Source organism: Ruminococcus callidus ATCC 27760, assembly GCF_000468015.1.
GTDB classification, from domain to species: Bacteria; Bacillota; Clostridia; order Oscillospirales; family Ruminococcaceae; genus Ruminococcus_C; species Ruminococcus_C callidus.
In genome coordinates this window covers 1-13732 of record NZ_KI260492.1, presented here as the reverse complement: position 1 = coordinate 13732, position 13732 = coordinate 1, and the positions used below count along the sequence as shown (strand labels likewise).

Sequence of the window (13732 nt, the reverse complement as noted above, 5' to 3'; positions counted from 1 at the left end):
TCAGAAGATCGTTTCATAATCTTCTTCCTCCTGCCATGCACCCATACCCTCACAAGGTCCTACATAGAGAATTTTATCTCCACGAATGATCCAGTCCAGTGCATGCTCCGGTTCCCAGACGCAGGCACTGGAAATGCTATATCCGGAAACAGCTTCCTCCGGCGGTTCAATGTACATTTCAGGCGTGGTCAAAAATGCCAGCACTTCTCTCCCGTGCAGTTTCTCCGGAATTTCACGCTGAATGTCTTCTACAATGTCCGGATAGACATCTTCAAATTCTTTCCATTCCTTCCGCATAAACTCACAATACGCAATTGCCATCTCGCAAAATTTGTCGATCATCTGGTCAGAGAGATGATTAAAATGCTCCACGCACTGCTCTGCATATGCCATATCGACTTCCGGATCAATGTGAACAGGGATTGCACGCTGAAATAAAACAGATGCAAAGGTTCCGTTCCGGAAATATTCATCTTGGTCCTGTATACAAATCAAACTCATTTTTCCGCCTCTTGTTCCCGAATTCGCTCGCAGATCTCCCGCACCTGTTCCTTTTTCTGCATCAGCTGATCGAACTGACGGATATACTCATAGGGGAATTTATAATTGTGAATTCGTGTAATTCTGCCGCAGGGTTCCACCAGCTTGGTAGAAGCTCCGCACCCTGCTCCAAAAATGGACTGGCTCTCGTCCATGATCAGAATATTGTACAGCGACTCTTTCCCTGCACGGGCATAGCCCACATTCTCCTGATTGTCGATCGTATTCTTCTGCCGGTACATATAATACGGGGCATAGCCGTGCTCCGGCAGCCGCCGCATACTCTCCTGCACCATTTGTTCCACCGGATTATGTACCTGCTGCTCACCCTCTGCAAAAAGATTCGCCGCCCGTTTCAGCGTCAGAGCGTGCACCGTGATGCTGTCCGGATCCAATGCCAGAATCTGTTCCAGCGTGTCATGAAATCCTTCCGGCGTATCGTCCGGCAAGCCGGCGATCAGATCCATGTTGATGTTCTCGAAGCCGGCAGCCCGTGCCATGCGGAATGCCTCCACCGTCTGTGCCGTAGTGTGCTTTCTGCCGATCGTTTCCAGCACGTGATCCTGCATAGTCTGAGGGTTGACAGAAATGCGGTCTACGCCGAAACGCCGCAGTGTTTCCAGCTTTTCCGAGGTAATGGTGTCCGGTCGTCCTGCCTCGACACAATATTCCCGCAAATGCGAAAGATCAAAGTTTTCCTGCACCGCCGTCAGCACCTGTTCCAACTGTGCCGCCGTCAGCGAAGTGGGCGTACCACCGCCAAAGTAGACCGTATCCACCAGCAATTCCTGTTCCCGTACCAGCTGCCCCCAAATTTTCAGTTCCTCGCACAGCTTTTCCAGATATGCCGGAATCAGATTCTGAGCCTGTGCAATGGAATGGGACACAAAAGAACAATAGCTGCACCGTGTAGGACAAAACGGAATCGACACATACAGGCTGATGCCGTGCTTCGGTGTTTTTTCCAGAAGCGGCTGCTGCACCATTGCTGTATCATAGACCAGCGACAGCTTTTCCGGAGCAATCCAGTACTTTTCGTGTAATTTCTCACAGACTTCCGCCTTGAAAAGCCCCTGTCCCAGCAAAGGCTGTACCTTTTTCACCGGACGAATTCCCGTCAGCAGTCCCCATGCAGGGTGCAGATCAGTGATCTCTTCCAACAGCCGGAACAGCATGGCACTGAACCGGTATTCGCAAAGCTGTTTTTCCGTTTCCGGAGAACAGGCTGGAAACTGTTGTTCCTGCTCCATCACCTGCCCCCGATACTGTACCTGTACCCAAAAGCGGCTCTGTTCGCCCAATTGTTCCAGAATCAGAACAGCCCCCTCCTCTGCATCTGCCGGCAGTTGTGTCGTGTCGTAGAGAAAGGTAAACTTCCGCATCGGCAGGAAGATTTTGCAGATACATTCGATTTCGTATTTCAGCGTGTGTCCGGAAAATGCCACCGGAAACGGCTTTATCAGATTGGTTTCAACATTCGACATGAATCAAAGTCCTCGCATGGTTGGATTGTGTGCTTTTTCAAAGGAAAGCGTCGATTCCTCATTGTGCCCCGGCAGCACCCGATACTCCCCTTCCAGAGCTTTCAGTTTCCGGAACGATTCCAGCATCTTGGCATCGTCGCCGTCCGGAAAATCCGTTCTGCCCCGCGACATGCGGAACAGCGTATCACCGGTATACAGCACATCGCCGGATCGCCAGCAAACACTTCCGGAAGTATGCCCCGGCGTATGCAGCACCGTAAAAGTATTGTCACCAAATTGCAGCGTGTCATCGTCCTCGACAGTTTCCCACGCCTGCACCGGCTGAAACGGCTGTGTGGAGATCCAGTCTCCCAGATTGGCATGACCGTCCGTCAGCATATGGGCATCCAGCGTGTGCACATAGACGGGAATGTCATATTTCTCCCGCACCTGCTCCACACCGGCAATGTGATCATAGTGTCCGTGAGTCAGCAGAATCGCCGCCGGTTCCAGTCCCAGCATTCCCAGCCGGCGAAACAGCACCGGTGCATCTCCGCCAATATCCACGACAACACATTTTCCATTTCCCACTGGCTGCACATAGCAGTTTGAAGCCAGTTCACCCAGCATTATTTTTGTAATTTCCATTGCATGCCACCTCACTTTTTTGCACGTTCTACCGAGATCACACCGCGAATCTTCCGTAGCTTATCGATGATCGCCTGTAACTGGTCTGTTCCGGCAACCTGTACACTTGCCTCAAAAATCGCATTGCCGTTCCGCAGGTTGCGGGAGGAGGAGTGCACGATCAGAATATGGGACTCCGAGAGAATCTTCGTAATATCGAATACTAGTCCCACACGGTCTGTGGCAATGACTTCAATGCTGGTGGGGATCAGCGTGGAAGTGTTATTGGTCCACTGCACCGGCAGCCACCGAGCCATTTCCGCCGGATCATTCCGTTTCAAAGCTGCCTGATAATTGACACAGTTTTTGGTATGCACCGAAATGCCATGTCCGCGAGTAATGAATCCCACAATGTCATCTCCCGGCAGCGGGTTACAGCACTGGGCAAACTTGAAAACGCAGTCGTCAATGCGATCCAGTACAATACAGTCCTTGCCGCTTGCAGCTTCCGGCGGCACTACCGGTGCTACCGGATTGGCTTCTTCCTCCTCTGCCCCGTGGGATTTCACATACAGTTCTTTCAGACGCGGCATGATCTTGGACAGCATTACACCGCCGTAACCGATAGAGGCATAGAAATCGTCCAGTGTATCACAGTTGTGCCGTTTCAGATCATCTGCCAGAAAAGCTTCCCATTCCGATTCCGGCAAATTGATATGACAGCGTTTGAATTCCTGTTCCAGACTTGCCTTGCCGGTAGTGATATTCTCCTCCCGACATTCCTTTTTGAACCACGAACGGATTTTCGATTTGGCTTCGTTGGTCTTGACAATTCCCAGCCATGCCCGATTCGGGCCCTTGTTGGGGTCTTTGCTGGTGAGGACTTCACAAATTTCTCCGGTTTGCAGCTGATAATCCAGCGGCACCATTTTACCGTCCACCTTGCCGCCAATGGTCTTGTGTCCGATCTCCGTATGGATCCGATAGGCAAAGTCAATTACCGTTGCACCCACCGGCAGGGAAATGGAATCTCCGCGGGGTGTCATGACCACAATATCTTCCGGTGACAGGTCATTCTTGATCGCACGAACAATTTCTTCTACATCGTCAGAAGTCTGCTGTGCCTCAATGACCTTGCGAACCCATGCAAGGCGTTCTTCCATTTTGTCCTTGCCCTGAATGCCCTCTTTGTATTTCCAGTGGGCAGCGATACCATATTCCGCAGAAACATGCATATCCCATGTCCGAATCTGAATTTCAAAGGGAATACTCTCCCGTCCCAGAACTGTGGTGTGCAGGGACTGGTACATATTCGACTTCGGCGTGGAAATATAGTCCTTGAACCGGTTCGGCAGCGGGCGGAACATATCATGCACAATACCCAGCACCATATAGCACTCTGCCACAGTAGAAACGATCACACGAACAGCATACTTATCATAAATCTCGTCCATGCTTTTATGATTGACATAAACTTTTTTGTAAATGCCATAGATGCTCTTGACACGGCCTTCAATAATAGGTTCCTTGGCAAAGTGTTCTTTTTCCAGCCGCTTGCGGATTCGCTCCTTGATCGAGTCGATGAACTTTTCCCGTTCGTCCTTCTTGATCTCCATGATGTGTTCGATCTCTGAATACGCATAGGAGTCCAGATAGTAGAACGACAAGTCCTCCAGTTCTTCCTTGACTGTACGGATTCCCAGACGGTGTGCGATCGGAGCATACACGTTCATGGTTTCCAGTGCGATGCGACGCTGCTTTTCCGGCGGGAGGAATTTCAGTGTCCGCATATTGTGAATGCGGTCTGCCAGCTTGATGATCATCACGCGAATGTCATGGGACATTGCCAGCAGGATTTTCCGAACATTTTCTGCCTGTTGCTGCTCTTTGTCAAATATGGGAATTCGGTTCAGCTTGGTCACACCGTCCACCAGCATTGCCACGTCCTGCCCGAATTTCTTGCGAATATCGTCCAGCGTATAATTCGTATCCTCTACCACATCATGCAGCAGTCCCACACAAATAGTATCGGTATCCATGCCCAGATCCAGCAGAATATCTGCAACAGCCAGCGGGTGAATGATATATGGTTCTCCGGAAGACCGCTTCTGATCAGCATGGGCTTTTTCTGCCAGCTGGTACGCCGAGAGAATTTTACTTAAGTCATACTGCTTATCTGTCGCCAGAATCTTCTTGGACAGGTCTGCAATGCTAACTTCATGCTGCGGAATCTGCGGTCTGTCCTGTGCAGACGGTGCAGCAGATCGGGTATCCCCATTTGTGTTCTCTTGTGTCATACAACATCCACTCCTCTTTTCTGTAATCCCTGCAGCAGGACTGACTGCTGCAGATCCACCTTTGCCGAAACCGGTTTCCGGTGCACCTGCCGTGTCCAAAGATCCTGCTGTACCAATCCCAATTCTGAAAAAATATCCAATGCCAGACGGAACTTGCAATAGTTCATCTGCGGCAGATCCTGCATGCCGCCGAACAGTCCGTCAAAGGTGGTATCTGTCTGCGGGATCCGCTGGTAGATCTGCACCAGCACGTCCCGCGTCGGTGTGATTGCCGGATAAAAGCTGGGCTGCAATTCCTCATGCCGGCAATATTGTTCGTATGTATTTTCCGCGGCAAAATACTTTGCCTGTTTCAGACCGCTTTTCCGATAGTCCTTGACAATCACAGAAAGCTGCGGTCTGCCCTGAAAACTGCCGACCTCTATGTTGATCAGAAAATCGCACACATCGCCAGTTTTCAGCATCACTTCTTCCGGCCTAGTCCGGAACAGCAGCAGATCCATTGCCATGCCGCCGTAGGTGATTTTCAGCTTGGAGTGCGTTCCGCCGGACAGTGGCAGGACACTTTGCAGAACCGCGTGGCAAATGGCAAATACCGGCACCGGATTGCCTTCGCCAAACGGTGCCAGTGCCTCCAGTCCGGTGATGTTCTCCATGGTGATCTCCTGCGGCATCAGCAGCTTATCCGCCTCCAGTGTCAGAACCGGCATGACCGGATTGGACTCCTTGGCGTATTGCTGTACCGCCTGCCGGAATCGCTCTACATGCTCGGTCGGCAAAGAAAATCCGCCTGCACCGGGGTGACCGCCATAGCGTGACAGCAATTCCCGACACGCGTGCAGGCAGCGAAACGCAGAAAACGCACCAAAGGAACGCATGGAGCCGCGGGCACGGTCGCCCTCAAGGGTAATCAGAATCGTTGGCTTTCCGAACTGTTCTTCTAGTCGGGAAGCCGCAATGCCGATGACACCATGATGCCAGCCCTCTCCGGCAAACACCAGCACCCGTTCTTTCAGAAGCCGGGGATTCTCTGCCGCTTGCTCTGCAATTTCTTCCAGAATGCGAACTTCCTCTGCCTTGCGTGCCTGATTGCGGCGTTCCAGTTCCTCTGCCAATTCTGCCGCTTCATCTGGGTCTTCACAGAGAAGCAGTTCCACAGCCGTTTTGGGTGAGCCGAACCGTCCGGCAGCATTGATACGCGGTGCAATGCCAAACGCGACTGAGGTAGAAGTGAAACTCTTTCCCAGCAGTCCGCTTTTTTCCAGCAGTGCCAGCAGCCCCACACGTTCCGTATTCGCCAGAAGCCGCAGCCCCAGCTGTACCAGATAGCGGTTTTCGCCGGATAAATTCACCACGTCTGCAATCGTCGCAATTGCCGCCAGTTCGCCGAACTGCTCCAACGCCATTGCCGTATCGCCGCCGTCCAGTGCCGCCACCAGTTTCAATGCCACACCGGCACCGCACAGATCATGGAACGGAGATGTGTCATCTGCACGGTGTGCATCTACGATTGCCGCCGCTTTCGGCAGCGTTTCCAACGGCTGGTGGTGGTCAGTAATCACCAGCGTCATGCCCAGATCCGCGATCAGTTCCGCTTCCGCAATGGCTGTGATACCGTTGTCCACCGTCACGATCAGTTCCACGCCGTCCTCGTGCATGGCGTGGACAGCGTCCACATTCAGACCGTATCCCTCGTCCCGTTCCGGAATGCGATAGGTCACATCGGCACCCATTTCCAGCAAGTAAGAGTACAGGATCACCGTGGCAGTCACACCGTCACAGTCATAGTCGCCGTAGATGCAGATGCGGCTGCCGTCGTCCAGAGCCGTGTTGATGCATGCCGCAGCAGCCTCCATGTCCGCTGTCAGAAACGGATCCGCCAGTCCGTCACACTGTAAAAACGCCGCCGCTTCCTGCACATTATGCATACCGCGTGCCGCCAGAACCTGTGCACACAGCATGGACAGATCGCTGCTGCTGCGAATCTGTTTTGCCGCTTCTTCTGACGGCTGATGAATCTGCCACTTCTTCATCTTGTTCCTCCTGCTTCCTGAAACCAAATATCGTACCTTATATTATACCCGAAAAAGTGACAAATTGCAATAGTGCCCGTGAAAAAAATAGGAGAACCTCTACGGTGCTTTTCTGTATTTAACGCTGTGTTCACAAAAAAAAACAGCAAAGCCGAAGAAATTGTGTTATACTAAAACTATATTCAAATGATTCCCATATAGGCAACATTGCATAATGCCGCCTATAACAGAAAGGAAGTTCCTGTTATGGAAATTACACCATATACCCGCATGGTCTTTTACCATGAAACAGACCGCATGGACATCGTAAACCACTCCAACTACATTCACATGGCAGAAGAAGCCCGCGTAGACTTTATGGAGAAGATCGGCATCGGCTACAGCCGCATGGAAGAACAGGGCATTATGCTGCCGGTTCTGGGCGTTACCTGTGAGTACAAGCACTCCCTGCACTTCGGCGAACATCTTGCTGTATACTCTTACATCACCAAGTACAACGGCTTTAAGCTGGAACTGCGGTATGACATTGTCTGTATCGAAACCGGACAGCTCTGTGCGGTTGCCACTTCTTCCCACTGCTTCACAGACACGAAGATCAAGCCGATGCGGATTCGGGACAAATTTCCGGAAATGCATGCCTTTTTCCAGAAAGCCATGGAAGTGACTTATCCGGAACACTGAAAAAAGCTGCTGCAAATGCAAAAGCCCAGTGCGTATTTCTTATAACGCACCGGGCTTTTTCTCATGTAATTTAGGCAATACCGCACAAAGCCGTCAGGCGGGCTTTGTGCGGTATTGCCTTTAAAAAATATCTTCATACAGCTTTCGATAGAGGGAGATTTTCACGTCCCGACAGGTGGGAAATGCCTGCCGGAATTGTTCGGTATCGTCGGCAATGGTCACATAGACAAGCTGTTTCTCGCCGCCGCAGGTACACAGCAGCTCTCCCTCCGGATTCACCAGACAACTCTGCCCGTCGAATGTGTAAGACTGCTGCCGCCCCACGCAGTTGACACCCAGCACATAGACCTGATTTTCGATCGCCCTTGCCCGCAGCAGAATCCGCCAGTGAGCCGTCCGCTGATGCAGCCAGTTTGCCGGTACCAGCAGCAAACGGTTTTTCTGTGCTGCTGCCCGAAACACTTCCGGAAACCGCAGGTCATAGCAGATCAGCGTTCCCACGGAAAACTCTCCCAGCACAGCACTGGTAAGCTTCTCGCCGCTGTGGTAGAACCGGTCTTCCCCGCCGTAGGAAAACGGGTGTATCTTCACATAATCCGACAGCACACCGCCGTTTTTGTCCAGCAGGGTATAGTGGTTTTCGCCTTTTCCGTGCTGCTTCTTTGAAGTCCAGCCGTATCCGATCGCAATACCGCACTGCACTGCCAGCTGCCGCATTTTCTCATGGATTTTCGGGGCATATCCCGCGATCTTCTCCACCTGCATGGAAAAGCCTGTGAAACTCATCTCCGGAAAGACAATACAGTCCGCCTGTGCCGCTGCTGCCTGTGCGATCCACGCGGCGGCATTCGCCAGATTTTCCTCCGGCTGCTCAAATATGATCTCTGCTTGTGCAATGGCTATCTTCATGTTATCCCCTACTTCCGGTGAGAACCTGTCAGTTCTTTTTCCTGTTCGTTCTCCTGCGGTGCAGATGTCCGGTCTGTTTGTCTGGACTCCGGACCGTGATAGAATACAGTATCAGAACGTTTCCAGTTCTGCCGCGGACGGTCATGGAATTCGGTTGCATGGGGCACCAGATGAATCGGATCCTCCGGTGTCACGTTTTTCTTGGCACGATAGGAAGCGTAGATACACAAACCGATATACAGGGCAGTCAGCACAAATCCGGCAATGATGCCGTTGCGGAACCACGGTGAATTGGGGAAATTTTTCAAAGCATAGGCGTTAAACTTGGTAAAGGAACGGCTGACATCAGACACCGCCACAAGCGGCACCTCCGCAATAGTTTCTCCGGAAAATTTCAGTTCCATCATTCCCAGTTCGTCCCCTTTTTTCACTGGTGCCATGACATTTTTGTCCAGATGAATAACGGTCTGTACCGCAGTAATATCCACACTCTTGCACCACAGCAAAACGCAGTCTGTCTTTGGGTGCACCAGCACATAGGAGTTCCCGTCGGAGTTCATCACTTCCACCTCTGCGGTTTCCTCACTGCTCTCCAGCAGCGTGGTATAGGCAAAGGAACGAAATGCCCAGTTCAGCAGCGATGTGGCATCGTCCAGATGATAGTACTGCAATTTTCCGTCCGCATCTTCAAAGGGTGCGTTCAGCAGAATTACCAGATATGTGTTCTCGTCCCGCGTTGCCTCGGTGATGATGCTCCGTCCGGTCTTGCTCAGGTTGCCGGTCTTGATACCCTTGGCACCCTCGTAATAATAGGAGCTGTCCTCCAGCGTCATGGAATTTGCCTGTGTCCAGTTCCATGCGGAAGCGTCAGGGTGGTTTGCCGGATTGGCAGTGGTGGGAGTAAATGCAGTGGCTGTTGCAATTTCCTCAAAGCCGTCCAGCGAGAGAGCGTAGTTGGTGATCGTCAGCATATCCCGTGCCGTGGTCTGTTGTCTGGTATCGTACAGTCCGGTAGGGTTGGCGAACGTGGTAGCGGTACAGCCAATTTCAGCGGCGGTGTCGTTCATCTTGGTGACAAATCCGTCAATGCTGCCGTCCCCGAACTGGTTCGCCAGAATCAGAGAAGCTTCACAGGACGAAGTCAGCATCATGGCATAGAGGTATTCCCGCACGGTCAATGTATCGCCGTTGTCAATGTCCGCATACCGCAGGTCGTCTGGTTCGTCATAGCTGTACAGCGTTTTATACAGTTCATCACTGGCAGTGATCGTTGTGCCGTCCAGATCAGTGCAGTTTTGCAGCACCACAATGGCAGTCATGATCTGCACCAGATGACCGGGCATCTGCTGCTGGTCAGCATTTTTTTCATAGAGTATCTGTTGGGTATCCTGATTGTACAGGATCGCCGCCTGACTGTGGATCGTTGCGTCCGGTGTAAAGGTATAAGCCTGTACAGAAAGTGCGTTTCCGCACAGCAGTACCGCGGCAACAATGCCGATCGCCAATGCGGCACGCAGTCGTTTTATCAAATGGAACAAGTGCATAAGATGCAATCCTCCCGAAAATTCTTTATTCGTGAAAGTTTTCAAACTCCACATTCTTATTATAACAAAAAAAATCCGATTCGAAAAGACTTTTTTCGAAAATTTATTTACCTTTCACGGAAAATATGATAAAATAATCTATGTAACTGAAAATCATGCAAAAATAAACACCAGAGCATGAAATTTGATTTCACTTTTTAAGGAGGGCTTCCTTTTGGTATATATCACAGGTGACATGCACGGAGATCTGTCCCGTTTCAAAAATCCCATTTTCAAAAAAATGAAAGCCGGCGATGTTCTGATCGTCTGCGGCGACTTCGGGTTTATCTGGGACGGTTCCCGTCAGGAAAAGCAAAATCTGAAAAAGCTGCGGGAAATGCCGTTTACCATTGCCTTTGTAGACGGCTGCCACGAAAACTTTGACATTCTGGAACAAAGCTTCCGGACTGTCCGCTGGCGTGGCGGCAGGGCACATCTCATTGCCCCGAACATTTTCCACATGATGCGTGGCGAGATCTTCACCATTGACGACCGCACTTACTTCACATTCGGCGGCGGACACAGTCAGGACTTCGAGTTCCGGCAAGGTCGGAACTGGTGGCAGCGGGAACAACCCACGCATGCAGAGATTCGCCGTGCCATTCACAACCTGAACGAGCACAATGCACAGGTGGACTACATCATCACCCACGAACCGCCGGCTTCTCTGAAAGACTGCCTTGGTGTCGATATGCAGCAGCGTCTGGAAATTCACACGTTCTTCGAGGACATCATCAAACAGTGCAGCTATCGGAAATGGTTCTTCGGCAAGTGCCACATGGACCGCTTTATTCCTATGAAGTTCTATGCCATGTTCGAGGATGTGCTGCCGGTAGAATCGGAAAGCCGCAGACGCAGCCGAAAGCAGACGGCTCCGGAAGAAGATTGATCCTGCACACAAACAGCCCGACAGTTTCAGCAAGAGAAACTGTCGGGCTGTTTAATTCTTATGGCAATACCGCACAAAGAGCATCTGTCGCACAATCTTTGTGTAGTATTGCCTTATCTCTTTTGGGTATCTTTTTGCTTTCGGGCTTTTTTCACGGGCAGGCGAATCCACTTCCCCTGCGATTTTTCCCGTGAGAAATGCTGCTTCACGTACTGATCCAGCATTTCCCGCACCGGCACACCGCCATGCATGGGAAAGAAGAACCGACGTACATTTTTCTTTTGCAGGGCATCGTGAATGTCCTCCCGCAGTTCTTCCACCCGTACCACGATATTGGTTTCTTTCGCAAATTCGCGGATCTTTACCATCAGGTGTGTGGAATATCCTACATCGATGAGAAAAACCCCATAGAAAAAACCGATGCCGAACGAAAACGCCAGATTTTCTGCCAGCCAGTGCAACGCATTCAAAATGTGCGGGTGGATCAGAAAATAGTACACTGCACTGAGCACCATCCAGAAAAATGTAAACAACGGACAGATAATGCCCTGGATATTGCCCCAACGGTCAGAATAATCCCACAGCTTGATTTTCATGCCGCGGATAAAGATCAGCCCTGCCACATATTCCAGTGCTGTGATTGCCAATGCCATGACCACAAAGAGCAGGAGCTTTTTCAGCAACGGATTTTCCACCGGCATCAGCGGTTCCAGCATCGCCAGCAGGTACAGCACACACAAACTGGAGCCATACAGCGGCAAATACGGCCCTACCAGAAATCCCGGATTCACCCAGTGGTGTGCTGAAAAGAACCGACGGAATATTACCTCCAGTCCCCAGCCGAGGACACTTCCGATCAAAAATAAAAACGCCAATGTCAAAAATAAATTCATATCAGCCTCCCCTGCACCGACACAAAACACTCACGCAATAGAACTAAGGTCATACAGTGACTGATCTGCCAATGCCTGTTCAATAATATCATAGTGGGTCTGCAACGCTCCCATGCCCATTTTCAGATCACCGATCATCAGGCTCTTATAAATCTTTTCATGAATGGTTGCCTGCTTCTGCCGCAGTTTTTCCGTGCTGTCTGACAAGATCAGGTTGATCTGTGCAGAACAAATATCCCAGATGCCCTGCATCACACATTCCATGAGCCGATTTCCTGAAGCCTTGATCAGCCAGCGGTGCATTTCTTCATCAGCACGAATACTATCCAGTCCGTTGCCGTATCGGAATTCGTCCAGCAAGTTTTTCAATTCGTCCAGATCCAGCCGTTCCCGTCTGGCAAATACCATAGGAAATGCCGACAACTCCATTGCCCGCCGCATCTGACACACCTCATAGGGTGAAATTTTTTGTATCAGAAACATCACATGCAGCAGTTCCTCCATGCTGTCGGACATATCTTTAGAAAGTGTCATCTCCCCCTCTTTGGAACAGGACAGCACACCGGTCATTTCCAAATTCTTTAGAATCGGACGCACATCCCGCTTTTTGATAGACAGAGCTTCTGCCCATTCCTGTTCCGAGGGCAGCACATCGCCGGCATGCAGCTGTCCGTTTTGCAGCCGCTTCCGCAATTCCTCGATCAGACACAAATAATGATACTGTTGATTTTTCATTTTCCTCCATCTCCTGTATTCAGTGTTTCCCCAGGTCTTACCGCGAAACGCCCCATGCATCCCGCCTTCTTTTTCTTTTAAGAAACACCGAGCAAAGCTTGTGGTAAGATGCGTCGTCAGATTTTTCGGCAGATTGCTCAGAAATTCCGCAGGCATACTGTATGTCTGGCAAGAGATTTCTGGGCAATATGACGAAAAATCTGCACGCAGATTGCGTGCAAAGCCGTCAGGCGGGCTTTATGCAGTGTTTCCTTTATTATAGCATAAAATTATAACGAATTCAACGATATTTATCGTAATTATATAAACGTTTTTGTGCATGTTTTCAAACCAAATCGGAAAAGTCAGAAACATTTTTTGCTGTTGTTCCGCGATTGCGATTTTTTCAGTCAGATTTTCGGATATGACTTGCTTTTTTGTAATCGATATGTTAAAATAGAAAAGACACTTCACGAAAAGCGAAAATTCCAATCGAAAAGGAGCATTGCAGTATGCATAACATCACACTGATCGGAATGCCGGGTTCCGGAAAAACAACATTTGGAAAAACATTGGCGGCGGGGCTTTCCTATCACTTTATCGACACCGACGATGTCATTATCCAAACCTATCACAAACCGCTGATGGAACTGATCGACGAATACGGCACAGAAGGATTCATCACACTGGAGGGAAAAGTTCTCCAGTCGATCTACACCAATCAGGCAGTGATCTCCACCGGCGGCAGTGCTGTTTACAGTGATGATGCCATGCAGTATCTGAAATCCACCGGCATTGTAATCTATCTGCACCACCAGCTGGACGTACTGGCACAGCGTGTCGGCAATCTGGTCACACGGGGCGTTGTCTGCCACAGCGGCTGCACCACACTGGAAGACCTCTATGAGGAACGCTGCCCGCTGTACGAGAAGTACGCAGACCTCACTGTAGATTTCACCGGCTGCTCTGTAGAACAGTGCAGTGAAAAACTGCTGAAAACGGTACAGGCATATCTCAAAGAACACCCGAATTGCTGAGTACAGCTTTTATCAATATAAAAGAAACACTGAGGCAATACCGCACAAAGAGCATCTGGCGACTTT

At 50.4% G+C, this 13732-nt stretch carries 12 protein-coding genes; 3 read left to right on the top strand and 9 right to left on the bottom strand.

Features of this window, described 5'->3' with window-relative positions:
* Genes RUMCAL_RS13540 through recJ form a run of 5 tightly spaced genes read right to left on the bottom strand, consistent with a single transcriptional unit; the run spans position 1 to position 6960 of the window.
* Positions 1–501, bottom strand: coding sequence for a DUF6985 domain-containing protein (locus RUMCAL_RS13540; RefSeq protein ID WP_021683565.1), 501 nt, complete (start codon positions 499–501; stop codon positions 1–3).
* Positions 498–2024: a coproporphyrinogen dehydrogenase HemZ gene (hemZ, locus tag RUMCAL_RS13535; protein WP_021683564.1), complete on the bottom strand. Its 1527-nt coding sequence runs from the start codon at positions 2022–2024 to the stop codon at positions 498–500. Before hemZ ends, RUMCAL_RS13540 begins: the two co-directional genes overlap by 4 nt.
* 3 nt (positions 2025–2027) lie before the next feature.
* A complete protein-coding gene (locus tag RUMCAL_RS13530) occupies positions 2028–2651 on the bottom strand; it encodes an MBL fold metallo-hydrolase (protein WP_021683563.1) in 624 nt (207 codons plus the stop codon).
* An 11-nt stretch (positions 2652–2662) separates the two neighbouring features.
* Entirely contained in the window at positions 2663–4927 is a 2265-nt protein-coding gene (locus RUMCAL_RS13525) for a RelA/SpoT family protein (RefSeq protein WP_021683562.1), read from the bottom strand.
* Positions 4924–6960, bottom strand: coding sequence for a single-stranded-DNA-specific exonuclease RecJ (gene recJ, locus RUMCAL_RS13520; protein ID WP_021683561.1), 2037 nt, complete (start codon positions 6958–6960; stop codon positions 4924–4926). Before recJ ends, RUMCAL_RS13525 begins: the two co-directional genes overlap by 4 nt.
* Positions 6961–7206: 246 nt before the next feature.
* Here recJ and RUMCAL_RS13515 point away from each other — a divergent pair, with 246 nt between their 5' ends.
* Positions 7207–7641 carry an acyl-CoA thioesterase gene (locus tag RUMCAL_RS13515; protein WP_040648328.1) on the top strand — a complete coding sequence of 145 codons (435 nt, stop codon included), beginning with the start codon at positions 7207–7209 and terminating at the stop codon, positions 7639–7641.
* A gap of 120 nt (positions 7642–7761) precedes the next feature.
* On the opposite strand, the gene RUMCAL_RS13510 is transcribed toward RUMCAL_RS13515, so the two are convergent.
* Positions 7762–8550, bottom strand: coding sequence for a nitrilase-related carbon-nitrogen hydrolase (locus RUMCAL_RS13510; RefSeq protein ID WP_021683558.1), 789 nt, complete (start codon positions 8548–8550; stop codon positions 7762–7764).
* A gap of 8 nt (positions 8551–8558) precedes the next feature.
* Entirely contained in the window at positions 8559–10094 is a 1536-nt protein-coding gene (locus RUMCAL_RS13505) for a D-alanyl-D-alanine carboxypeptidase family protein (RefSeq protein ID WP_051343892.1), read from the bottom strand.
* Between the two features lie 214 nt (positions 10095–10308).
* On the opposite strand from RUMCAL_RS13505, the gene RUMCAL_RS13500 reads away from it, so the two are divergent.
* A complete protein-coding gene (locus RUMCAL_RS13500) occupies positions 10309–11022 on the top strand; it encodes a metallophosphoesterase family protein (RefSeq protein ID WP_051343890.1) in 714 nt (237 codons plus the stop codon).
* Between the two features lie 113 nt (positions 11023–11135).
* Here RUMCAL_RS13500 and RUMCAL_RS13495 read toward each other — a convergent pair whose 3' ends face one another.
* Complete coding sequence (locus tag RUMCAL_RS13495) at positions 11136–11915, bottom strand: putative ABC transporter permease (protein ID WP_040648326.1); 780 nt, start codon at positions 11913–11915, stop codon at positions 11136–11138.
* Positions 11916–11945: 30 nt separating this feature from the next.
* The gene (locus tag RUMCAL_RS13490; RefSeq protein ID WP_040648324.1) at positions 11946–12650 is read right to left on the bottom strand and encodes a FadR/GntR family transcriptional regulator; all 705 of its coding nucleotides are present in this window, start codon (positions 12648–12650) and stop codon (positions 11946–11948) included.
* A gap of 491 nt (positions 12651–13141) precedes the next feature.
* Between RUMCAL_RS13490 and RUMCAL_RS13480 the strand changes: the two genes are divergently transcribed.
* The gene (locus RUMCAL_RS13480) at positions 13142–13666 is read left to right on the top strand and encodes a shikimate kinase (RefSeq protein ID WP_021683552.1); all 525 of its coding nucleotides are present in this window, start codon (positions 13142–13144) and stop codon (positions 13664–13666) included.
* Positions 13667–13732 lie beyond the last annotated feature (66 nt).